This window comes from Lentilactobacillus otakiensis DSM 19908 = JCM 15040 (assembly GCF_001434145.1).
Lineage (GTDB): Bacteria > Bacillota > Bacilli > Lactobacillales > Lactobacillaceae > Lentilactobacillus > Lentilactobacillus otakiensis.
In genome coordinates this window covers 74,658-98,897 of the sequence record NZ_AZED01000014.1, presented here as the reverse complement: position 1 = coordinate 98,897, position 24,240 = coordinate 74,658, and the positions used below count along the sequence as shown (strand labels likewise).

Sequence of the window (24,240 nt, the reverse complement as noted above, 5' to 3'; positions counted from 1 at the left end):
TTTCTTTCATTTAACGCTCCACCTTTGTCTTTGGGACGACAATTCTTGAATAGATCAATACAGTGACCGCAAAATAAATCAGGTAAAGAATCAAGAAACCAAGTGTGGTAATGCCAAAGGTTTGGTAAGCACCACCCACCAGTAATCCACCACGTGAAAACATTTGAAGGCCAAAGGCAACATCGATGATCCCCAAAATTCCTGGAAGGGCAAACAAGCCAAGAATCTGAACAATAATTGAACGATTCAAGACTGCCCGCCGGGTTCCAATCTTGTTTAACATGTCAAAACGAACCTTATCACTAGCTGCCCCACTCAAAATCTTAAACATCAAGCAGCTGGCAAGCATGGCAAGAAAGGCAATCCCCAAGAAAATCCCCATAAACTCAAGACTTCCGAAGACACTCTTTAACAATTGGTACATCGTGAATGAACCACCAACCAATTGGCCGTTTTGATCACCATATTGTTTAGATTGAATGTTAGTGATTTTAGTCAATGGCGTTGCGGCAGCGTCCATGTTATTTGCGCGAACCAGCAGCAATTTGTTGGTTCGGGTGTTGATTTGGTTAAAGGTCTGGGCGCTCACAACCTTAATTTGGTAGGCTTTTACCTTAGGTATCTGCAAACTCGATAGTTCCTGATAGGCCTCTGAATCAACGTGCTTAAATTCGGCAAGCTTTGAAGTGGATACTTTAGATTTCAGAGCTGCCCGATCGACAAACTCAGAATACTTCAAAGGTTGTTGTTGCAGCTGATCGGCACGGTAATAGACTCGCTTGGCCTGTGGATCAACTTTTTGTTGATAAGTGATCGTTGATTTATCTTTAATTTGATTGACCAATGAGTTCATCCGGTCGTTGGGATTAGTAATGGCGACTGAATAGTAACCATTCCCGGAGGCTAATTTGGGAACCATGTTTTGAAAACCGGTTCCAACGGTAATTGCTCCAAGTGCCAACGCAAACAGCAGTGAGACAACTGAGAGAATTTTGGTGTAATCCCGAATTCTAAATTTGAGTTGTGCCAGGGTAAAACTATTCAACCCTTTGGTACTCAGGCTTGAACGCTGGAATGCCTGTAGTAACATCACAAAAAATGAGTTGAACACGAAGTAAGTTCCTAAAACAATTGTGAACAAGCCAATCGCAATCGCCATTAATTTAAGGCGTTGAATGTCGTACATCGCATAGTAACCACCAGCTAATAAGCCCACTCCTAAGATTGCTTGAATCCAAAGGGTCAGTGACTTAGGCTGCTTCCAATCACTCTGCTGGCCAGAATGTAATAGTTCAAGAGCTGATGTCTTGACGAAAGTTCTAGCGTTCAAGAAGCCAGCGACAATGAACAGCACCAAGAACATGATGATCGTTGTCCAAACTGCCGGCATGTAGAATGCCGAGAAATTAGTTAATGACATGTGAATCAGTTTTGCTAGAAAATGACTGAGAACCTGAGTGAAACCAATGCCAATAATAATTCCAACAACTGATGAGATTAAACCAATTGCAATTGTTTCCAATATGATCAACTTGCTGATGATGCCAGATTTGGCACCCAGCATCATAAACAAGCCATAGTCGTGTTTCCGCATGCTCATCAGAAAATTGTTGGCATAAAACACGTACACCAACGTAATGATTGCCAACAAAATTGAGCCGAAGATGAAAACAATCTTGGCATTTTGCCCGACCGGACTGCTGGTGGTGAACTTATCATTAGTCGAAATGGCTTCAAACATATAAAAAATGGCGGTGGTGATGATCATCCCAGAAAATAACACCAGATAATCTTTCCAACGAGCCTTGATTCCTGAAATTGAAATTTTAAATAACATCACTAAGCTCCTTTGATTGACTACTGTTCAAACGTTCCTAATTTTTCAAGAATTTCCTGGTAGAATTCGTTTCGACTCTTGTCACCAGCGTCGATTTCATCCCCAATTTTGCCATCCTTAATGAACAAAATTCGCTTACAGAAACTGGCAGAGAACGGATCGTGGGTTACCAGTAAAATAGAAACGCCCTGCTGATTGATATTCGTTAAAGTATCAAGCAGTTCGCGAGCATTTGTCGAATCCAAAGCTCCAGTTGGTTCGTCACCAAAGATAATCGACGGATTGGACACCAGTGCTCTGGCAGCAGCGACTCGTTGCTTTTGGCCGCCAGATAATTGGGTTGGGTATTTTCCAAGCAGGTCTTCAATCCCCAACTTGCCGGCGGCGGTTTTAACTGCTGTCTGAATAGTGGCAGCCTTGGCATTCTGTAATGATAGCGGCAAGGCAATGTTTTCTTGGGCAGTCAAGGTTTCAAGTAAGTTGAAGTCTTGGAAAATAAAGCCCAGTTTTTTTGAACGGAAATCGGCCATCTGGTTAGCAGTCAAATGAGTGACATCTTGACCATCAATTTCAACAGAACCACTGGTTGGTTGGTCAAGAGTGGCCAGAATATTCAACAAAGTGGTCTTACCGGACCCAGACGCACCCATAATACCAACAAACTCCCCTTCGTTAACCGACAAGCTAATGCCCTTCAAAGCTTCGTAAGGCTTGGCACTGTCTTTGTCATATGTTTTGTGTAAATCTTCTGTTTGGACGATTTTAGTTGTCATTGTTTTCCTCCGTGTGTTAGTTAATTACTTGTGTAACTAACTATATGAGTAACTAATCAAATTGTCAAGAAAAAACCAGCAACATTTTGAAGTTGCTGGTTTTAGTAGGTGCCAATTTCTAATTTATTTGATATTGTCCGTGTTAATCACATTCTGGGTTCCCCGTTCGGTAATAATCGAAACTAGCACATTGTTAATCATTTGAATCTTTTTTTCGTCTGGAATATCGATACTGATATCGTGCTGCAGCTGGGAAACAGCTGCCTTGGATATCTCGACGGCTCCTTGGACAATTATTTTACGAGCGGACAAGATCGCCGTTGCTTGTTGACGCTGAAGCATGGCACTGGCAATTTCGGTTGCATATGCCAAATGGGTTAGTCGAGTCTCCAAGATAGTCAATCCAGCAACTTCAAGTCGATCCTGCAGTTCAGCAGTCAGCGCTTCCGATACCTCTGTCGCATTACCTCTCAACGTCAAAATATCGGTTTTTTCATCAAAACTATCGTATGGATATTGACTGGCAATATGTCGAATTGCTGATTCACTTTGAATCTCGACAAATTGTTCATAATCTTCCACGTTAAAAATGGCTTTGGCTGAATCAACAACCTTGTAGACAATCACAGCCGCAATTTCGACAGGATTACCTTTTGAATCATTAACCTTGATAATCTGACTGTTAAAGTTTCGAACTCGCAATGAGATTGTTTGTTTGCTGGTCAATGGCACAGTCATAAACAAACCCGGTGCCCGAATGGTACCAATATAGTTACCAAAGAAAGTAAGCACCTTGGCTTCGTTGGGTTGAATAATTGTCAGAGAACTGGCAAACAACAAATCAAGGATAATGATGACACTCCCCAAAACAATGGACATGACCGAGCCACTCTCACTACCGGCCCAGAGCAGATAACCTCCAACACCCAATAATATGATGACCGCAATTAATCCGAGATAACCATTCACATGAAATACATTTTTTTCTTTCAAAAAAGCCGCCCCCTATATAAGCGAATTAGTAATGGTTCTACTAACTCAAGTATATAGCGGACAGCCTTTAATTGATATTAATTACTTAACATTCTTTTCTGGAAGCACAGCACCCTTGTAGTGATGCAAGATCCATTTTTGTGTCTTGGTTGATTGGAGAACTTTAACTAGCTTCTTAATAGCTGGCTTCTTCTGGTCACCTTTGCGAGTTGCAATAATGTTGACGTATGGTGAGTCTCGTTTTTCAATGGCAATTGATTGCTTGATTGGGTTCAAGCCAGCACCAACAGCATAGTTGGCGTTAATGACGACCGCATCACCTTCACCGTTCTTGTAAATGGTTGGTAAAAGTTTTGGCTCGTAACTATGCTTGAACTTCAAGTCACGTGGGTTTGAAGCGATATCACTAAAGTTGGCTGTCGTAATATCAATGCCCTTCTTCAGTGTGATCAAGCCTGCATCCTTGAAGATCTGGAGGATTCGGCCATAGTCAGGAACGTTGCTGCTGACAATAATGGTAGCACCCTTCTTGAGGTCTTGAAGCTTCTTAACCTTCTTCGAAAATACAGCGATTGGTTCCAAATGAACGCCACCGGCATTAACTAAGGTACCATGATTTTGCTTATTCCATTGTTCCAAGAAAGGAACGTGCTGGAAGTAGTTGGCATCCAGTTCACCATTGGCAAGTGCCTTGTTAGGCATTACGTAATCTTGGAACGTGGTGATTTTAAGGTTAACCCCTTCCTTTTTCAGTTCAGGAGCAACATGCCGTAAAATCTGGGCGTGTGGAACAGCGGAAGCACCAATCTTTAAAGTGGTCATCTTTTTACCAGAATTTGATGATGATGAACAGCCAACCAGCAAAAAGGCCGTAAAGACAACTGCGAATAAACTCAATAATTTCTTCTTCATTTGAAACCCTCCCAAATATTATAGTGTCCGTTTATCAGTGATCTTAACAAAAACATCGCCGATAAACTGAACGATAAAGACAAATAAACAAATGATGACAGTTGCGACCAGAGTCACGGTATTGTTACTGGCTTGGAAGCCATCTTGATACGCTAAGTTTCCCAAGCCACCGGCTCCGATAGCACCAGCCATAGCGGTGTACCCAATCAGTGAAATCGTGGTCACCGTCGCACCGGCAATCAACGCCGGCTTACTCTCCGGTAGCAGCACCTTGGTAATAATTCCCCAGGTAGTAGCACCCATGGATTCAGCAGCTTCCAAAACGCCTGAATCGACTTCTCGGAAGTAAGATTCAACCATCCGTGCGTAAAATGGTGCAGCAGAAATGATCAACGATGGTAATGCGGCCCGCGGACCAATAATCGTTCCAGCCAGTTTCATGGTAATTGGCAGCAACAAGATAATCAGAATGATAAATGGAATTGACCGGAAAATGTTGACAAATAATCCGACAATCCAGTTCAAAATCCGATAGCCAATTCCAGGCTTATTGCGAGTTTCGTATAAGATGAGCCCAAGAATAATCCCTAAAATAACAATTGCAACCATTGATAGCAGGGTCATCCAAACTGTTTCCCAAGTCGCCGACATCATCGAACCCCAATCCACATTATTAAATTGGAAATATGATTTAAATCCGGTTGTATTACCCATGATGAATCACCTCGGTTCCAACACGCATCTTTTTAAGATATGCCAGGGCGTCATTGATTTGGCCCTCATCACCAACAAATTGAAGATCCAACGATCCCAGAGCCCCTTCCTGAGTTTGATGAATCGCTCCGGAAATAATGCTGACGGTTAAGTCTGGAAAACGTTTCACAACATCTGAAACAATTGGCAATTCGGCCTGTGGGCCATGAAAGACCAACCGAATAATTTGGCCTTCCGGATATTTCTGAACTAATTCATCCAACGTCATTGTGTTGTCACTTTGTTGCGGTGTGAATTCTTCGCTAACAAATTTCTTGGTGATCTCTTGTTGTGGATGACGAAAGACTTCAAACACCGAACCAGTCTCAACCACACTGCCGCTATCCATGACAGCCACGCGCTCACAAACTTTAGCGATCGCGTGCATTTCGTGGGTAATGAGCAAAATTGTCAAGTTCATTTCTTTGTTGATCTTCAACAGTAAATCCAGCACTTCATTAGTAGTATCGGGATCCAAAGCACTAGTTGCTTCATCAGAAATTAAGATAGTTGGTTCGTTGGCCAATGCTCTGGCAATCCCAACCCGTTGTTTCTGACCACCAGATAATTCTGAAGGATAAGAATGCTCACGTCCTTGTAAACCGACTAATTTGATTAGTTCTTCAGCCCGCTGCTTTCGCTTGGCCTTGGGAACTTTAGCGATCTCAAGTGGTAATGCAATGTTGTCCAAAACGGTCCTGGACCACAATAAATTGAAATGTTGGAAGATCATTCCGATCTTTTGACGCTGTTTACGTAACTGACTGCCTTGCAGCTTGGCGACATCGGTCCCATTAATATCAATTTCACCGGTAGATGGTGCTTCCAGTCCGTCGAGCATTCTCACCAAGGTGCTTTTCCCAGCACCGGAATAACCGACGATTCCAAAAATCTCGCCATCGTTAATTTCAATATTAACGTCATTGACGGCAGTTAGACCACCGTCTTTGGTGCTGTATTGCTTGGATACATTTTTAAATCGAATCAATCTTTTCACCCCTTAATATACAAAAAAGCTTTTCATCCTTTTATAAATCGTAAACGACTTATAAAGGACGAAAAGCTCGCGGTACCACCTTTATTCGTTATTATTTTTCAATAATAACCTCATGAGTATGTTTATACTCAACGAAATAATGGTCGTTACCCATTATCGGCTTACATTAGCTCACCGATACATTTTTAATCAAGACCATCTTCGACAAATTTAATTCACCCTTTCACACCATCCGGGCTCTCTTGACAACCTCTAATTGTCTACTCATCTTGTAATTTTTCTATCATCAAACTATTAGATAGTTTACCTAAAAACGGCTCAACCGTCAAGGGCTTTTACTTTTGGATTTTAGCAATCCATGAAGTTGCTTTGTCGGCACCGTTCAAAACTGAAGGATCATTGACTGCGTTGCTGTTTACTGCGGTGACTTTTCCAGCAACTGGGCTGGGAATGTCAGAGACAGCTTTATCAGCTTCAACATTCAATAAAGTATCGCTGGTAGTTAATTGGGCGCCGACTTTAGGAAGAGAAACAAAAGTGATGTTGCCCAATTCGTTTTTGCCTGCTTCGGTCAAACCAACTGTAACTTCCCCGTTGTTGTCTTCAGTCCAATAATATTTTGTATCCATCATTAATTCCACCTTTTGTATTTTTTAGGAGAATTCTTTGTCTTCTCCAAACATGTAACTCTTATTATGATACTGCATCGACATAATTAAACCAATCCCAATCATGTTCCCAATCAGTGCCGATCCTCCGGCGCTGACAAATGGTAATGGAATACCGGTTAATGGTAACAGACCAATACTCATACCGACATTTTCAAAAACATGAAACAAAATCATCATAATGACGCCGGTTGAAATGTAAGCGTAAAAAACATTTCTCGTATCGAATGTAACCTTTATCATTTGATAAATCAACAAAAAATACAGCAAAATCAAAATACAGCTGCCAATAAATCCGAAATTCTCCCCAATGACAGAGAAGATCATATCAGATTCACGAACTGGCACATACACATGTGACTGGTCAAATCCGGTTCCAAAAATACCACCTGACCCGATTGCTTTCATACTTTGCCACAACTGATATCCTTGGTTGGAAGTGTCAGCCGATGGGTTCAGCCAGGTATCCACTCGAGCAAACTGATAAGCTTGGAAACCAAACTTTTCCAGTAAATGCCGCCCGGATTCTGGAATAACCAGCGCCAAAACAGTACCCGCTAATCCAAATATGGTAACCACCGATGGCAATATAATTTTCCAAGTCACGCCAGAAACAATGATCAGTCCGCCTAAAATAGCGAAGAAAACCAACATTGTTCCAAAATCATTTTGTAACTTTAATAAGACGGCCACTGGAATCGTCCACAGAAGCATTTTCCCAATCAAAAGAAAATCACTTCGGACTGTCCGGATCGGATAAGTATCATTGTGTTGAACGATCACTCTGCCCATCATCAAAATGTATGCCGGCTTCATCACCTCAGACGGCTGAAACGTGAGTCCAAATAATGAGAACCAACTTTTGGCACCCGTATTAAGATAATAGGTTCGACTGTACAACACCAAAACACTGGCTAGCAGCGCAATCCCCAACCAATAGGTAATCGGAGCCACTTTCCATAATTGCTCTGAGTCAAACTGCATGATAATCACGACGGCGATAATTCCGATCACATACCAGACCAATTGAGAAACTACCTGTCTCAAGACACTAGTAGAGCTGGAATCATGCGTGGCTGCAACGTAAATTGATGCTAAACCAATCAACGCCAGCATTAGGACACAGAAAATAATTCCCCAGTCGATTCGTGATTGGTCGTCTTTAGAGGTTCTGCGACTGGTATCCAAAATAGATCCTCCTCGTTCATGATCGCCAAATTAATGGTGAAGATGAAAATCTTTGATTAATTGTGTGACACCCTCATCAAAAGTCTTGATGTGAAATTCTTCATCGTGGGTGTTAACGGCTTGAAATTTATCGTCACTCAATTGTTTGATTGAGCCAATCAATTTTTTGCCGATAAATAATTCGGAGATGCTATCTCCATTTGAATCTGTTCGGTCCTTAATTTCAACATTAATACTTTTATTTGCTTTACTCATTGTATTCTCCTTGTTCAAAGATCATTTTAGATGCATGGATTTTCGATACTCATCACGGGCATCTTTATTTCTAAAAATCGTGAAGTGATCAGGAACCGGATCATAGCCCCCCTTAACAAATGGGTGACAGCGTAAAATCCGGGCGATGCCCATAATGGCTCCCTTAAACGCGCCATGCTTTTTGAGTGCAGTTACCATATAACTACTGCAAGTTGGATAATAACGGCACGTGGGTGGAAATAAGGGCGAAATAAACCGCTGATAACCATGAACAAGACTAATCAGAATGTTTTTCACTTTGACTCCTGTTATTTTTGATCTTTGGCCTTCAATTTAGGATTCTTAATATAGTGTTCCAGAAGAATTCCGGCACCTTTGGCAACATTATCCAAAGGATTTTCTGAAATAATGACAGGGACAGTTAGTGCATCGGCAACAACTTGATCAATGTTGCGTAATAAGGCACCACCACCGGTTAACATAATCCCTCTGTCAACGATATCTGAGGCTAATTCAGGTGGAATGACTTCCAACACTTCTTTAGCACCGCTGATAATCAGTTGAACGGTATCGTGAATGGCTTCGGCAATCTCATTGCTGTCAATTGTGACAGCACGGGGCATACCAGAAACCGCATCACGACCACGAACTTCCATAGTCTTAACGTCTGAATCATCTTTTTTGGCAGTTCCAATTTCAATTTTAATCTTTTCAGCGGTATGCTCACCAATAATCAAGTTGTGTTTTTGCTTGATATAACTGGCAATTTCGGTATTCATCTTATCACCGGCAACTCGAATTGACTTGCTGGCAACGATATCACCTAAGGAAATGATCGCGATATCACTAGTTCCACCACCCATATCAATGACCATGTTACCGCGAGGCTGGAAAATGTCCATCCCGGCACCAACAGCAGCAACTTTAGGTTCTTCCTCGAGGTAAACTTGGCCACCACCGGCTTTTTCAGCAGCTTGCATGATGGCGTTTCGTTCGATCTCGGTAACGTTTGTAGGTGCACAGATCATAATTTTAGGCTTGGACATGAATCCTTTAACATCCAGCTTGTTGATGAAGTATGTCAGCATTTCTTCAGTAATATCAAAATCTGAAATAACACCGTCTTTTAATGGACGGATCGCACGTATGTTGCTTGGTGTCCGACCAACCATCCGGTATGCTTCTGAACCGACCGCCAAGACCTTACCAGTCCGAGTATCGACCGCAACAACTGATGGTTCGTTTAATACAATTCCCTTCCCGGCAACGTAAATGAGTACGTTGGCAGTTCCTAAATCAATTCCAATGTCTTTTGCCATCTGTGTACTTCCTCCTGAAAAACTTTAATCTCAAAAAATAATTATACCACATAAAGTTTGCGTTTCTAATAAGACTCCAAACAATAAAAGGTTGAGATCAAGTAACGATCCCAACCCCGAAAAATTATGAACGATTCTTGAGCGATTCGTTTAAGACGATTGAATCATCCTCAACGTTAACGCGTTTAATTTCTGCACCTAAGCCTGCAAGCTTTTTGTGGAAATCGTGGTAACCACGATCCAAGTATTGAAGGTTTGTAACGGTGGTGTACCCGCTGGCAGCCAAACCGGCAATCACTAATGAAGCAGCAGCACGTAAATCAGTAGCAGCAACTTCAGCGCCATTGAAATCTGTCGGTCCATCCATCACAACTGTTCGGCCGGAAATGGTGTATTGGGCATTCATCCGACGTAATTCTTCCATATGCATGAAGCGGTTTTCAAAGACGGTTTCAGTCATTGAGCTACTGCCATTGGCAGTTAACTGAAGAATTGTCATCTGTGGCTGCATATCAGTTGGGAAACCTGGATGAGGCATGGTCTTAACATCAACCGGTTTGAGGTTGTCATGGCCGATCACGCGGACGCCATCATCACTTTCGTCAATTGTCACACCCATCTCACGCATTTTAAGGATAAGTGGCTTGTTGTGTTCAGGAATTGCACCATCAATCATGACGTCGCCACGAGTAACGGCGGCAGCGATCATAAAGGTTCCGGCTTCAATCCGGTCTTGGACAACGGCGTGCTCAGTCCCATGAAGTTCTGGGACTCCTTCGATCCGGATTTGTTCGGTTCCGGCACCGACAACTTTACCGCCCATCTTGTTTAAGACGTTTGCTAAATCAACGATTTCAGGTTCTCGAGCTGCGTTTTGAATAACAGTTCTACCTTGAGCTAAAGTAGCAGCCATCATGATATTTTGAGTTGCGCCAACGCTTGGGAAGTCCAAGTATATTTCAGCACCTGTCAATCCATCTGGGGCATAGGCTTCGACGTAGCCATCGTGTTGCTCAATCTTGGCACCTAAAGCTTCAAATCCCTTGAGATGTAAATCAATTGGTCGCGAACCAATCGCACACCCACCGGGTAAAGCAACCTTTGCGTGGCCTAGTCTGGCCAAAAGTGGTCCCATAACGACAATTGAAGCCCGCATTTTTGATACGTATTCAAAAGGCGCTTCACTCGAGATATCTTTGGAAGCGTCAAACGTAATTTGGTTGTTTGCTTCATCAAAGTCGACTTTTAAATTCAAGAAACGCAATACTTTATTCATGGTATACACGTCAGACAATAATGGTACGTTGGAAATAACCGTCTTTCCCTCGCCCGCAAGGATCGTTGCAGCCTGAATCGGTAAAACGGCATTCTTAGCCCCATCAATATGTACTGTTCCGCGCAGTGGTTTCCCACCATGTACAATAATTTTTTCCACAAGAACGCCTCCTACATCACTTAATTAGGTACATCAAATTCTGAATGTTAAATATTACTGAGAGGAAAAATGAACTGCATGCATACCCGATTGCGATTGAAACGAGCACGATTAGCAACTTCCCCGGCATTGCCCTCAATGGGATATAACGCTCGATGTGGATTTCTTGAACTGTCCAAAACGCCATCGCGATAAACAAAAAATATGTAATCAATGTAATCAGCGCTTGAATGCCAATTGTATTCATTTTGAGTCTTCCCCCAATTCACAGACAACTATATCATAAAGACGCGAACTTGTCTTAACTTTTCGGTTTCTTTTACCAAATTATAAGTATGAATTGCTATAGTATTTAGGCAATTGCATAATTAAGAGCACATAAAGAACCAATAAATTGGGGCAAAGTGGAAACATAAATACATCATTCACAAATAACGATAATGGAATCTTAACCCGATTCACCTAAGATTTCAAGGAATAACTCTCACCAATCAAAAAAGCTGCAACCTGATTGAGGCTGCAGCTTTTGAAGTATCTTGATAAGTTTCCGGAAACCACGATCAAAAGTGATCGACTATTTTCCAGCAACATTGATACGGTTAACCGCACGGCGAAGAGCAACTTGAGCACGATCAAGAGCAGCTTTATCCTGTCGTTGACGGGCATCAGCAATTCTCTGTTGCGCGTTCTTCTTTGCTTTTTCAGCACGAGCGATATCAATATCATTTTGAGTTTCGGCACTATCAGCAACAATTGTTGCAACGTTGTTGGAGAATTCGATAAAGCCACCGTTGACGGCAATATCGTCTTCCTTGTCGTCATATTTGACTCTCGTCTCATCAACGTCAAGTGTTGCAATAATCGGAACGTGATTTGCCATGATTCCTAGTTGTCCCGACTGAGTTGAAACAACTATCATACTAGCAGTATGCTCGTAAACTTTTCCATCGGGAGTAACGATACTAACGGTAATAACTGAATTATCAGCCAATTAGAATCCCTCCTTAGTTTGCAGCACTCTGCTTTTCATTTTCTGATTCCTGCTTCATAGCCTTGGCTTTTTCAACAACATCTTCGATTGGTCCACAGTTACGGAACGCATCTTCTGGGATATCATCATATTTACCTTCAAGGATTTCCTTAAAGCCTTTAACAGTATCTTGAACTGAAACATATTTACCAGGTAAACCAGTAAACTGTTCAGCAACTGAGAAGCTTTGAGATAAGAAGAATTGGATACGACGAGCACGGTTAACAATCGTTTTCTCTTCGTCTGACAATTCATCCATACCAAGAATTGAAATGATATCTTGAAGTTCACGATATCGTTGAAGCACATGTTGGACTTCAGTAGCAACTTCGTAATGTTCTTGACCAACAATTGCAGGATCCAAAGCTGATGATGTTGAAGCTAAAGGATCAACGGCTGGATAAATACCTTGTTGAGTCAATGAACGTTCCAAGTTGGTAGTGGCATCCAAATGGGCAAATGTTGTAGCTGGAGCGGGGTCGGTATAATCATCGGCAGGCACATAAACGGCCTGGATAGATGTAATGGCACCCTTTTTGGTTGAAGTAATTCGTTCCTGTAATTGACCCATTTCAGTAGCCAACGTTGGCTGATAACCAACGGCTGATGGAATACGGCCAAGCAAGGCAGAAACTTCAGAACCAGCCTGAGTGAATCGGAAGATATTATCAATGAACAACAGAACATCTTGGCCTGCTTCGTCACGGAAGTATTCCGCAATTGTCAAACCAGTCAGGGCAACACGCATACGTGCACCAGGAGGCTCGTTCATCTGACCATAAACCATGGCCGTCTTCTCAAGAACTCCTGAACCCTTCATTTCGAAGTACATATCATTACCTTCACGAGTTCGTTCACCAACACCGGTAAACACAGAAATACCATTGTGTCCTTGAGCGATGTTATGAATTAACTCCTGAATCAAAACGGTTTTACCAACTCCGGCACCACCGAACAATCCAACTTTACCACCACGAGTGTATGGTTCCAATAAATCAATAACCTTAATTCCTGTTTCAAGAATTTCAGTTGAAGGATTTAATTGGTCATACTTTGGAGCATCGCGGTGAATTGGCCAACGCTCTGCGTCAGGGCCAAATTCTGGGCCGCCATCAATTGGATCTCCAAGAACGTTGAATACTCGACCAAGAGTATCCTTACCAACAGGAACACTGATAGATGCTTCAGTATTATCTACTGTCATCCCACGACGAAGGCCGTCTGTTCCATCCATCGCAATAGTACGCACGACACCGTCACCTAAATCAAGGGCAACCTCGACAACAAGAATTTTGTCATCTGATACGTGAATATTTAAAGCAGTGTTAATTTCTGGTAATTTATCGTCCAAGGAGAATTCAACATCAACAACTGGTCCAATAACTTGTATAACTTTACCAGTAGAACTCATGTTAGTTAATTCCTCCATTCAAATCTTTTCTAATGACTAAGAGCCTCTTGACCACCAGTGATTTCAGTAATTTCAGTGGTAATTGCAGCCTGTCGTGCACGGTTGTACTTCAATTCCAACGATGAAATCAAATCATCAGCATTATCAGATGCTGACTTCATTGCGGTAGAACTTGAAGCATGTTCTGAAGTCTTGGCATCAAGAATTGCACCATAAACCAAACTTTCAGAGTATTGAGGTAACACAACATCCAGAACTTCTTTTTCAGAAGGTTCAACATCGTATTCAGCACTCATTGGCTTCACAACAATGTCTTGACTGGCAGCAGATGCAATAGCTTCGTCATCGATTGGAAGCATTTTTTCAGCTCTGAATCGTGAAATCAGGCGGTTAACGAAATGCTCATAGCAAACGTACAATTCATCGAATTGGTCCTTATCATACATTGATGTAACCATCTTGACGATTTGACGAACCTCGTTAAAGGTTGGCACATCGCTGACACCCCGGTATTCATAAGCAACGTTATCGCCACGCTTCTTATAAAAATCAGATCCAGTTCCACCAACGGCGAGAATTTGATAATCATTCGAACCCGAATGCTTTTCAATAAACTCATTGGCTTCACGGATAACGTTACTATTGTAACTACCAACCATTCCACGATCAGAGGTGATAATTAAATATGCGCTTCTCTTAGTCTTAGACTGATCTTTGTCAGCTGAATGACCTGAGGTTTTGTTTAGCCCATCTAAAATGTGAGATTGGGCTAAATGCAATACAACAGATTTGATTTGGCTTGCATATTCGGCATAACTAACCGTATGCTTTTGGATCTGGTTCAGTTTTGCCTGAGAAACCATTTCCATCGCATTGGTAATTTGTCGCGTCTTCTTAGTAGAAGTAATCCGATGTTTAACATCGTTTAGCGAAGCACCCATGTAATCTCACCCTCCTTAAAACTAGTCATTTGAAGCAGCTGATTGATCATCATTTGATTGTTGATCATCGTGCTTGCTTGGTTGGAAAGTTTGGTCAAATTCCTTAATTGCAGCATCCATCTTACTTGTATCAGGCAATTGACCGGTCTTAGCGATTTCATCCAACAAATTTTTGTGGTTTTGATCGAAGAAATCAAAGATCTCAGTTTGATATCTTAAAATATCATCAATTGCAATTTTATCCAAGAATCCATGGGTCAAGCAATAAAGAATGACAACCTGTTTTTCAACGGAAATTGGAGAATGAAGCGGTTGCTTCAAAACTTCAACAGTTCTGGCACCACGATTTAACTTGCTTTGAGTTGCTTCATCAAGATCAGAACCAAATTGTGCAAATGATTCCAATTCATGATATGAAGCCAAATCAAGACGTAATGTACCAGAAACTTTCTTCATAGCCTTAACCTGCGCATCACCACCAACACGAGAAACAGAAGTACCAGCATCAACGGCTGGACGAACACCAGAATAGAAACTATCGGCATCCAAGAAGATCTGTCCATCGGTAATGGAAATAACGTTGGTTGGAATATAAGCTGAAACATCTCCGGCTTGGGTCTCAACAATTGGCATAGCAGTCATTGAACCGCCACCCAACTTGTCACTTAACTTAGCAGCCCGTTCCAACAAACGTGAATGGGTATAGAAAATGTCACCAGGATAAGCTTCACGACCTGGAGGACGACGAAGGATCAATGAAAGTTCACGATAAGCATCGGCCTGTTTTGATAAATCATCATAGATAATCAAAACATGTTGACCCTTGTGCATGAAGTATTCACCCATCGTAGCGCCGGCATAAGGTGCGATGTAAAGTAATGATGCAGGTTCGGATGGTCCGGCTGAAATAACAGTCGTATAATCCATTGCACCATACTTTTCAAGGGTACTTACGGCAGTACGAACAGTTGATTGTTTCTGTCCAATTGCTACGTAAATACACTTCATATTCTGATCCTTTTGGTTCAAGATCGTATCGATGGCGATTGAAGTCTTACCAGTTTTACGGTCTCCAATGATCAACTCACGCTGACCTCTACCAATTGGAATCAAAGAATCGATCGCTTTAATACCAGTTTGTAATGGTTCGAAAACGGATTGACGATCCATAACACCTGGAGCCTTATGTTCAATAGCTTTGTGATCGTCGGCCTTAATAGGGCCTTTACCATCGATTGGTTCACCGAGTGAATTAACAACTCGTCCAATCATTTCGTCCCCAACGGGAACTTCCATAATTCGGCCGGTTCTTTTTACAGAATCACCTTCACGAATACCGGTGTCATCACCTAAAATCATGATACCAACATCATTAGCTTCAAGGTTTTGTACCATTCCATAAATTCCGTGACCGAAGTCGAGCAACTCTCCAGACAACGCATTTTCGAGCCCATGAGCACGAGCAATACCATCACCAACATATGTAACGATACCTGTTTCTTGAACGTCGAGCTCGTTCTTATAGCCTTGTAATTGTTGCTTAATAAGAGCACTGATTTCCTCAGCTTTAATGCTCATAAGTTTCACCTCTTTAAATAGATATCGTTAATTCAACAATAATTCTTTAACTTTATTAATTCGAGTTTGAACACTACCATCAATAATCACATCTGATGATCGAATGACAATACCACCGATCAATGATTTATCAACTTTGGTATCAAAAATGGCTTTAACCGCACCAACTCGTTTTTCAAAAGCTTTTGCCAACCGATCAAGTTGATCGTCATCAAGCGGGGTTGCTGAAACAACCTGTGCCCGGACAATCTTCTTATCGTCTTCGTAGACCTTCTGGAACTGATCAATAATGTCCAGAATCTCTGGAAAACGCCGATAGCTGGTAACAACCTTTAAAAAGTTATTAATAAAATCTGATGCATCTTTGGTGATTGGAGCCAGTAGTGACTTCTTTTCGTCATCTGCAACTCGCATATCATCGAGAATATCAATCAACTTCGGATTAGCAGCAAAAATCTTACGTAGTTCAAGCAAATCAGCGTAACCAGTTTCAAGTTCATTAGAGTCGCTTAGAACTTCAAACATGGCTTTTGCATATTTTTTTGAAGCGCTAATATCATCTAATGTCATTTCTGCTTACCCAACCCTTCAATGTAAGAATCTACAAGTCCTTTTTGATCATCTTCGTTTAATTCTTTTGAAATAATCTTGGATGCAATTTCAATAGAAAGACTTGCCACATCTTTTCGAGAATTAGCCAAAGCTTCTTGTCGCTGTTGTTCAATATCCTTTTCAGCAGAACTCTTAAGATTAGATGCTTCATTTCGAGCATCTTCAACAATTTGTTCTTGTTGTCTTTGTCCATTCTGTTTTGCATTGTTAATAATGCTGTTCGCGTCATCACGAGTCTTGTCTAATTCAGCCTGACGTTTTTGTGCAAGTTCAGCTGCCTTTGTTCGTGATTCCTTAGCAGAATCAATATCATTAACAATTTTATCTGAACGGTCTTGCATCATCTTCGTAATTGGCTTCCATGCAATGATTTTGACCAACCACATTAATACAAGGAATGTGATCATGACAAACAGCATATCACCAACGTAAAGCTGAGCTCCAACTACTGAATATGAAAACATCAATTGGCACCTCCTTCTTTGTATATTTGACTAAACCAGTTATTACTTGTTCATAACTAGTAAAGCAACAACGAAGGCGATGATAGGCATAGCTTCAACCAAACCAACACCAATGAACATGTTACTACGCAGTTGTCCGGATAATTCTGGCTGACGTGCCATACCTTCCAACATCTTTGAAATTAAAATACCATCACCAACAGCTCCACCGATAGCGGCACCGGCCATTGCAATACCTGCAGCAATTGCTCCCATAATTAAAAATCCTCCTTAATAGTCTCCAAAATTTTTTGCTAATCTTCCAGCTCTAGTTTTCGTGAAATATAAACGGATGATAAAGTGACGAAAACATAGGCTTGAATACATCCAATAAAGACCGAGAAACCTGTCCAGACCAGCTCAAGGATGAATGAAACAATCCACATAACTGCTCCACCATGCGACATACCAATAATGATTCCGAGAAGCATTTCACCTGAAAGGATGTTCCCAAATAGTCGCAAACCTAACGTTAAGAAATTAGTAAACTCTTCGAATAAATTGATTGGTAGGAAAAATACGAATGGCTTCAGATAATTCTCAAAATGTCCCTTATACCCTAATTGACGGATTCCCAGGAATTGGGCAAGCGTTAGAGTCATAAGAGACAAAGTCATAGTAATAACCGGATCAGAAGTTGGACTTTTGACATATGTTACACCAGAAATATCGATATGCAAGAAGAGTCCTTGCAAGTTCGCAATAATGATGAACATAAACAGTGTAAAGCCCCATAAACCTAGAGTTCTACTTGTTTCACCGGAAATTGAGCTTCGGACAATACCATTAGTAAAGTCCACCGCATATTCTAAAACGTTTTGTGCCTTGCCTGGCTTCAAAGTTAGATGCCTGGACAACGCATATACTAGGGCTAACACGACACAACAAGCCAATAATATAGAAATCATATTACCCACGTTAAACGTTAGTCCTAAGAATTTAAAAGTAGAAGCAGGTTCTCCCACAAAATCTCACCTCTTTCCTCGACATAATCACGCATGCAAATCAATCTGGTTTTGGTCCAGAAGACATTAATACCAAAGTGAAACATTGCGATGGTACTGAACACAGAGCAGTGTTCAAATACAATTGAAATCATACCACCAATCATTACAAAATTCAAAGCAATATTGACAAGGCAACTGCCTATGATTAGTAGTGTTGAACGGCATGTTGGATGAATGCGAGCCATGTTTCTTTGATGTGACTTAATCTATTCATCATCAAAACTAGAATCTTCTGGTAAATAAAATAAAAAGCTGATGGCAAATTTTTCATTTGCCTCAGCCTGTCATTAATTATTTTGTTCCAAACAAACGGTCACCAGCGTCACCGAGTCCAGGGACGATATAACCCTTATCGTTTAATTTCTCATCGAGTGCAGCAGTATAGATGTCGACATCAGGATGAGCTTTTTGAAGTGCTTTGACACCCTCTGGTGCGGCAACTAAACAAACAAATTTGATGTTTGATGCGCCCCGCTTCTTCAAAGCATCAATTGCCATAATGGAAGAACCACCGGTTGCAAGCATTGGGTCAACAACAAAAATCTGACGTTGATCAATGTCGGAAGGCAGTTTGACAAAATATTCATGAGGTTCCAATGTCATTTCGTCACGATACATCCCGATATGGCCAACTTTGGCTGCAGGAATTAAATCCAAAATTCCATCAACCATTCCGATACCGGCACGTAAGATAGGAACAATGGCAACCTTTTTCCCGGAAATCTGTTTAGCGTGAGCAATGCCTTCAGGTGTCTCGATATCAACATCTTCCAGAGGCATGTCACGAGAAACTTCAAAGGCCATCAATGTGGCAATTTCGTTCACAATTTCCCGAAACTCTTTTGTTCCACAATTCTTATCTCTAATCAACGATAACTTGTGTTGAATCAACGGATGATCCATAACTTGAAACTTACCCATTATCTTCCAACTCCTTTTTATATTCCAGAATAATTGTATCACATATGAGGCATGTAAAATCACACAAAAAGGCTTGAAACCACAATTAGTTTCAAGCCTTAAGATAATTATTTATTAATTGGATGTTCTTCAGTCAGTTGTTCAACTTTAGCAGAAACATCTTTTAAGTTATTCTCATCAGTTGGATTAGCGATTACTTGCAAAATCAAATTAGCAACTGCTTTGGCATCGTCTTCCTTAAAGCCACGGGTTGTAATAGCTGGCGTTCCCAACCGCAATCCGCTGGTCTTTGAAGGTGGCAAAGGATCATTTGGAATGGACTCTTTATTAGTGGTAATGTGAACCGAATCCAAAACGTTTTGCAAATCTTTTCCGTTCAAAGACGTCTTGGTTAAGTTCAGAGTCATCAAATGATTGTCAGTTCCGCCAGTTAAAACAGAAACAGTTCCAGAATTCTGGAATACTTCTGCCATTGCTTTGGCATTCTTGATGATTTGCTCGCCGTATTCTTTGAATGCAGGTTGTAAATCTTCATAAAAGGCAGCGGCTTTTCCGGCAATCACATGCTCCAATGGACCACCCTGACTACCTGGGAAGACAGCTGAATTAAGTTTCTTGGCGTATTTTTCTTTAGCCAGGATTAATCCACCACGTGGTCCACGCAAAGTCTTGTGGGTCGTCGTGGTCACAACATCGGCAACCGGCACTGGGCTTGGATGAAGACCAACTGCCACTAAACCGGCAATGTGAGCCATGTCGACCATCAGATAAGCACCGACAGAATCAGCAATGTCGCGGAACTTTTGCCAGTCGATAATTCGACTGTATGCAGAAGCACCCGCAATGATCAGTTTTGGTTGAACGATTTGGGCAATTCTTGCGACCTCATCGTAGTCAATCAATTGGGTCTTTGGATCAAGACCGTATGAGAATGAATCATACAGCTTACCGGAGAAGCTAACTTTGGCACCGTGGCTTAAATGGCCACCGGCATCTAGTCCCATTCCTAAAATTCGGTCACCAGGCTTCAGCAATGCTGCGTAAACCTCTTGATTCGCTTGTGAACCTGAGTGAGGCTGCACGTTAGCATATTCGGCACCAAATAATTCCTTGGCACGGTCAATCGCCAATTGTTCAACGACATCAATATATTCACAACCGCCATAATATCTACGGCCAGGATATCCTTCAGCGTACTTGTTGGTAAGCACGGAACCCTGAGCGGCTCGAACAGCGTTTGATACGATATTCTCAGACGCAATCAGTTCGATATTATGTTCCTGACGGTTCTCTTCGTTGGCAATGGCATCCCAAAGTTCTGGATCCTGCTGTTTATAATCGTAGTTCAACTGCAACACCTCACTAATTTATTTGGTACAAATAAATCATAACTGCTTGAAATGCATTTGCCCAGCTGATTTATTCAGCCGATTCATGTAAGCCTCACCAATTCCCTTTGGATCAATTCCTTGAGTAAAAATAATTTTATATGCAGGGTGGTTATCAAAATCCCGTAACTCGGCAAATAAATCATGAGCAGCAGTTTGCGCATCCTTTCCAAGCGAAATAACATCAACGTCATCAGGCCAGTTGATGGATTTGATTACATCGTCAAATGCCATGATGCCAATTGGTTGTGGATGCTGCTTAATCCAAGCGACCACATCGTGCCAATCATCATCAGGATCCACAATGTAAACTTGGGCGTTGGGCGCATAATGCTTATACTTCATTCCTGGTGCCTTAGGAGTCTGTTTAGCGCCAACGTGATGAAGTTCATCGATTACCGGACGATGAATCACTGCTTCAATATCTTCTTTGGTAACGGCCCCTGGACGCAAAATAGACGGTGTTGCCACGGACATGTCAAGAATGGTTGACTCCACGCCAACTGTGGTTGGTCCATCATCGACGATTGCCGCAATTTTTCCGTTCAAGTCATGATAAACATGCTTGGCTGTGGTCGGGCTGGGTTTGCCAGACGTATTCGCGGATGGGCCAACAATTGGTACGCCTGCCTTCGAAATGAGATCAAGTGTCATCTGATTGTTGGGAAATCTAAATGCAGCCGTGTCCAAACCACCGGTGACCGTTTTCGACAGAGCATTGGGTTTTAATTTAAAAATCATGGTCAAAGAACCCGGCCAGAACTTTTTCATTAATGCTTTAGCCTCATCTGAAAATGGTTGCGTGTACTTCTCAACCATGGCAATGTCAGAGACAGTCACGATCAAAGGATTGTCACTTGGACGTCCCTTAGCTGCGTACACTTTTTTGACGGCAGCCTCGTTCGTCGCGTCAGCTCCAAGCCCGTAGACAGTTTCCGTTGGAAAGGCAACCAGTTCACCTTGGCGAATAAATTGAGCAGCCTTATCTAGTTGATTCCCTTTTAAGATTAAAGTTTCCATATTATATAACCTTCATTTCTTTACTTGAATCATTCGTTGATGCCCAGAGACATCGTGTTTTGGAACTACTTGAGCCTCCGGAAGTGCTTGTTGGAAAATCTGAGTCACAGGCTTTTCCTGATGAAACCCGATTTCCAAAAATAATTTCCCTGATGAATTTAGGTGTTCAGATGCCCCCACAGCAATTCGTTTGTAGATAGCAAGTCCCTGATCTTCAGCATACAAAGCGAGATCAGGCTCGTTATTGATGACACTTTGGTCCATATCTGCCTTCTCATCTTTGGCGATATATGGCGGATTGGACACGATGATGTCATAAGTATCGTCGATATTGTCAAAAATGTCGCTGAGAACAAAGCTGATCTGTGTGTGATTAGCTTCTGCATTTTGACGGGCAATGTCAATTGCTGCCCCTGAAATGTCACTGGCGGTAATTGCCCAATCTGGTCGCTGCTTCTTCAATGCAATTGCGATTGCCCCACTACCGGTGCCAATATCCAAGACAGTCAAATGAGTCGGTGAGTTCTCTGCAAGAATCCAATCCACCAGTTCCTCAGTTTCGACCCGTGGGATCAAAACTGCCGGGGTTACCTCGATTGTCAAACCGTAAAAATCAGCCTTGCCAGCAATATATTGGGGTGGAACACCCTTCAGTAACTGTTGGATGGCTGCTTGAAATTGTTGCCACTGCGCATCAGACATTTTAGTTTGGTAATTGATCAAAAGCTCAGTTGGCGATAAACCAAACAACTTCTCCAGTAAAAAGTCCACTGCGTACATATCTAAGTCCGCTGAATCCTTAATACGAAAAGAAGCCCACTTCCGGGCTTCAAAGTAGGTGACGTTTTTTTCGTTAAGCATTAGTCAAATTCTCGAGTTTCTTAGCTTGATCAGACACAATCAATGCATCAATAATTTCGTCTAATTCACCGTTCATAATTCGATCCAATTTATTCAAGGTTAACCCAATTCGATGATCGGTTACCCGGTTTTGAGGATAATTATACGTTCTGATTCGTTCGGACCGATCACCAGTTCCAATTGCTGATTTTCGTTCAGCATTATACTGGTCCTGTTCTTGTTGTGCATAATAATCGTAAACCCGGGCCTTCAAAATCTTCATGGCCTTTTGACGGTTTTGTTGCTGGGAACGTTCATCCTGCATGGCAACCACGATTCCAGTTGGTAAATGAGTCATTCGAACAGCTGAAGAGGTCTTGTTAATATGCTGACCACCGGCTCCGGATGAACGGTAAACGTCAACCCGGATGTCTTTTGGATCAATATCAATATCAACGTCCTCTTCTTCAGGCATCACACCGACTGTCGCAGTAGAAGTGTGAACCCGCCCGGCTGATTCGGTAACTGGCACCCGTTGAACACGATGGGCACCATTTTCGTACTTCAGCTTTGAAAAGACCTTATCGCCAGTAATCATCAAGACGATTTCTTTGAAACCACCAACTTCGGTTTCGTTCTTATCAATGATTTCAACTTTCCATCCCTGACGCTCGGCGTATTTGGAGTACATGCTGAATAAATCGGCAGCAAATAAGCTTCCTTCGTCTCCACCAGCGGCACCATGAATTTCCATAATAATGTTTTTTTCGTCATTGGGATCCTTTGGCAGCAACATTACCTTCATCTGGTCTTCCAGTTTTTGCTTTTCGTCAGTTAAGCTGGAAATTTCATCTTTAACCATGGTTTCAAGATCTGCATCGATCTTTTCGCGAAGCATTTCCTTATCATCGTCGAGCTGTTTACTGACTTTTTGGTATTTCTTAAAGGCAGCCACGGTATCTCGAAGATCGGCTTCTTCCTTAGAGAGTTTCATGAACTTCTGGGTATCAGCTATCACTTCAGGATCACTGATTAACTCATTTAATTCATCATATCGATCAACGACCGATTGTAATTTATCGAAAATTTCGTCCATTTAATATTCCTCACTTTGTTACTTAATAGGTGGATTGTAATAGTGCTTTCTGCAGACGGGGTAATAGGATTCATTGCCGCCCATTTGAATTTGTTCGCCTTCGTATACCGGCTCACCGTCATGGAAACGCAGGTTCATGATGGCTTTCTTGCCACAGAACCAGCAAATTGTCTTCATTTCTTCTATCTTATCAGCATACAGCAATAGGTATTTGGAGCCTTCGAATAGATTGTTCTGAAAATCATTCTTCAAGCCAAATGCCATGACCGGCACGTTGAGCTCATCGACAATCTTTGCCAACTCCATGACATGTTTTTTCTTCAAAAACTGGGCCTCATCAATTAAGATGCAGCTGGCATGTGGATTGAGTTCTTGCACCAGGTCATAAACATTGGTGTCTTCGTGAATTGGTTCGGCTTTGCGTTCCAGGCCAATTCGCGATTCGATCATCCCCTGCTTCTCGCGGGTGTCCAACGCACTGGTCATAATAATAACACTTTTGTTTTGCTCCTCATAATTGTGAGCAACCTTAATAATTTCGATTGTTTTGCCGCTATTCATTGCGCCGTACCGATAAAATAGTTGAGCCAAAATATCCACCTTTTTCCTTAAGAGCTTCTCTTCTATTATACAGAAAAAGTTTTGAAAATCGATAATAATGAGAAAATTGTCACGATCACACATTTTTCGGAATCCAATTTTTTATCGAAGCCTTAAGCTGTGAGCGTATGTATGTTCAAACGGTTTGGCGTATGCTAAACTT

27 protein-coding genes are annotated in these 24,240 nt (G+C 41.8%); all 27 read right to left on the bottom strand.

Annotated features, from left to right (window positions below; all coding sequences use genetic code 11):
• Nucleotides 1-10 precede the first annotated feature (10 nt).
• Nucleotides 11-1,837 (bottom strand): FtsX-like permease family protein, encoded by a 1,827-nt coding sequence (locus tag FD05_RS08010; protein ID WP_020280463.1) that lies wholly within the window; start codon nt 1,835-1,837, stop codon nt 11-13.
• Nucleotides 1,838-1,857: 20 nt separating this feature from the next.
• Entirely contained in the window at nt 1,858-2,610 is a 753-nt protein-coding gene (locus FD05_RS08005) for an ABC transporter ATP-binding protein (protein ID WP_020280464.1), read from the bottom strand.
• Nucleotides 2,611-2,733: 123 nt separating this feature from the next.
• Complete coding sequence (locus tag FD05_RS08000) at nt 2,734-3,603, bottom strand: SPFH domain-containing protein (protein ID WP_020280465.1); 870 nt, start codon at nt 3,601-3,603, stop codon at nt 2,734-2,736.
• An 81-nt stretch (nt 3,604-3,684) separates the two neighbouring features.
• On the bottom strand, nt 3,685-4,515 hold the full coding sequence (locus FD05_RS07995) for a MetQ/NlpA family ABC transporter substrate-binding protein (protein ID WP_020280466.1): 831 nt from the start codon (nt 4,513-4,515) through the stop codon (nt 3,685-3,687).
• An 18-nt stretch (nt 4,516-4,533) separates the two neighbouring features.
• A complete protein-coding gene (locus FD05_RS07990) occupies nt 4,534-5,229 on the bottom strand; it encodes a methionine ABC transporter permease (RefSeq protein ID WP_020280467.1) in 696 nt (231 codons plus the stop codon).
• Nucleotides 5,222-6,256 (bottom strand): methionine ABC transporter ATP-binding protein, encoded by a 1,035-nt coding sequence (locus FD05_RS07985; protein WP_020280468.1) that lies wholly within the window; start codon nt 6,254-6,256, stop codon nt 5,222-5,224. Before FD05_RS07985 ends, FD05_RS07990 begins: the two co-directional genes overlap by 8 nt.
• A 344-nt stretch (nt 6,257-6,600) precedes the next feature.
• A complete protein-coding gene (locus FD05_RS07980) occupies nt 6,601-6,894 on the bottom strand; it encodes a glycine cleavage system H family protein (RefSeq protein ID WP_020280469.1) in 294 nt (97 codons plus the stop codon).
• A gap of 24 nt (nt 6,895-6,918) precedes the next feature.
• A complete protein-coding gene (locus FD05_RS07975) occupies nt 6,919-8,121 on the bottom strand; it encodes an FtsW/RodA/SpoVE family cell cycle protein (protein WP_020280470.1) in 1,203 nt (400 codons plus the stop codon).
• Between the two features lie 30 nt (nt 8,122-8,151).
• On the bottom strand, nt 8,152-8,376 hold the full coding sequence (locus tag FD05_RS07970) for a DUF2969 domain-containing protein (RefSeq protein WP_020280471.1): 225 nt from the start codon (nt 8,374-8,376) through the stop codon (nt 8,152-8,154).
• A gap of 21 nt (nt 8,377-8,397) precedes the next feature.
• Entirely contained in the window at nt 8,398-8,673 is a 276-nt protein-coding gene (gene yidD, locus FD05_RS07965) for a membrane protein insertion efficiency factor YidD (protein ID WP_039932423.1), read from the bottom strand.
• A gap of 11 nt (nt 8,674-8,684) precedes the next feature.
• Nucleotides 8,685-9,695, bottom strand: a complete 1,011-nt coding sequence (gene mreB / locus FD05_RS07960) for a rod shape-determining protein (protein WP_020280473.1) — start codon at nt 9,693-9,695, stop codon at nt 8,685-8,687.
• Nucleotides 9,696-9,819: 124 nt separating this feature from the next.
• Nucleotides 9,820-11,130, bottom strand: a complete 1,311-nt coding sequence (gene murA, locus FD05_RS07955; RefSeq protein WP_020280474.1) for a UDP-N-acetylglucosamine 1-carboxyvinyltransferase — start codon at nt 11,128-11,130, stop codon at nt 9,820-9,822.
• Nucleotides 11,131-11,146: 16 nt separating this feature from the next.
• Nucleotides 11,147-11,377, bottom strand: coding sequence for a DUF1146 family protein (locus FD05_RS07950; RefSeq protein ID WP_039932425.1), 231 nt, complete (start codon nt 11,375-11,377; stop codon nt 11,147-11,149).
• 327 nt (nt 11,378-11,704) lie between these two features.
• On the bottom strand, nt 11,705-12,121 hold the full coding sequence (locus tag FD05_RS07945; RefSeq protein ID WP_020280475.1) for a F0F1 ATP synthase subunit epsilon: 417 nt from the start codon (nt 12,119-12,121) through the stop codon (nt 11,705-11,707).
• 13 nt (nt 12,122-12,134) lie between these two features.
• Entirely contained in the window at nt 12,135-13,571 is a 1,437-nt protein-coding gene (gene atpD, locus FD05_RS07940; protein WP_020280476.1) for a F0F1 ATP synthase subunit beta, read from the bottom strand.
• A gap of 29 nt (nt 13,572-13,600) precedes the next feature.
• Entirely contained in the window at nt 13,601-14,512 is a 912-nt protein-coding gene (locus tag FD05_RS07935) for a F0F1 ATP synthase subunit gamma (protein ID WP_020280477.1), read from the bottom strand.
• 21 nt (nt 14,513-14,533) lie between these two features.
• The gene (gene atpA / locus FD05_RS07930) at nt 14,534-16,090 is read right to left on the bottom strand and encodes a F0F1 ATP synthase subunit alpha (RefSeq protein ID WP_020280478.1); all 1,557 of its coding nucleotides are present in this window, start codon (nt 16,088-16,090) and stop codon (nt 14,534-14,536) included.
• Between the two features lie 27 nt (nt 16,091-16,117).
• A complete protein-coding gene (atpH, locus tag FD05_RS07925) occupies nt 16,118-16,660 on the bottom strand; it encodes an ATP synthase F1 subunit delta (RefSeq protein ID WP_020280479.1) in 543 nt (180 codons plus the stop codon).
• Nucleotides 16,657-17,166, bottom strand: a complete 510-nt coding sequence (gene atpF, locus FD05_RS07920; RefSeq protein WP_020280480.1) for a F0F1 ATP synthase subunit B — start codon at nt 17,164-17,166, stop codon at nt 16,657-16,659. Before atpF ends, atpH begins: the two co-directional genes overlap by 4 nt.
• Before the next feature lie 42 nt (nt 17,167-17,208).
• Nucleotides 17,209-17,421 carry a F0F1 ATP synthase subunit C gene (atpE, locus tag FD05_RS07915; protein ID WP_013727677.1) on the bottom strand — a complete coding sequence of 71 codons (213 nt, stop codon included), beginning with the start codon at nt 17,419-17,421 and terminating at the stop codon, nt 17,209-17,211.
• 38 nt (nt 17,422-17,459) lie between these two features.
• Nucleotides 17,460-18,170, bottom strand: coding sequence for a F0F1 ATP synthase subunit A (gene atpB / locus FD05_RS07910; protein ID WP_039932428.1), 711 nt, complete (start codon nt 18,168-18,170; stop codon nt 17,460-17,462).
• A 333-nt stretch (nt 18,171-18,503) separates the two neighbouring features.
• Complete coding sequence (gene upp / locus FD05_RS07905) at nt 18,504-19,133, bottom strand: uracil phosphoribosyltransferase (RefSeq protein ID WP_020280484.1); 630 nt, start codon at nt 19,131-19,133, stop codon at nt 18,504-18,506.
• Between the two features lie 107 nt (nt 19,134-19,240).
• Nucleotides 19,241-20,491, bottom strand: coding sequence for a serine hydroxymethyltransferase (gene glyA / locus FD05_RS07900; RefSeq protein WP_039932432.1), 1,251 nt, complete (start codon nt 20,489-20,491; stop codon nt 19,241-19,243).
• A gap of 27 nt (nt 20,492-20,518) precedes the next feature.
• A complete protein-coding gene (locus FD05_RS07895) occupies nt 20,519-21,541 on the bottom strand; it encodes an L-threonylcarbamoyladenylate synthase (RefSeq protein WP_020280486.1) in 1,023 nt (340 codons plus the stop codon).
• Between the two features lie 12 nt (nt 21,542-21,553).
• Nucleotides 21,554-22,402, bottom strand: a complete 849-nt coding sequence (prmC, locus tag FD05_RS07890) for a peptide chain release factor N(5)-glutamine methyltransferase (RefSeq protein ID WP_039932433.1) — start codon at nt 22,400-22,402, stop codon at nt 21,554-21,556.
• Nucleotides 22,395-23,477 carry a peptide chain release factor 1 gene (prfA, locus tag FD05_RS07885; protein ID WP_020280488.1) on the bottom strand — a complete coding sequence of 361 codons (1,083 nt, stop codon included), beginning with the start codon at nt 23,475-23,477 and terminating at the stop codon, nt 22,395-22,397. Before prfA ends, prmC begins: the two co-directional genes overlap by 8 nt.
• 18 nt (nt 23,478-23,495) lie before the next feature.
• Nucleotides 23,496-24,068, bottom strand: coding sequence for a thymidine kinase (locus FD05_RS07880; protein ID WP_152436150.1), 573 nt, complete (start codon nt 24,066-24,068; stop codon nt 23,496-23,498).
• Nucleotides 24,069-24,240 lie beyond the last annotated feature (172 nt).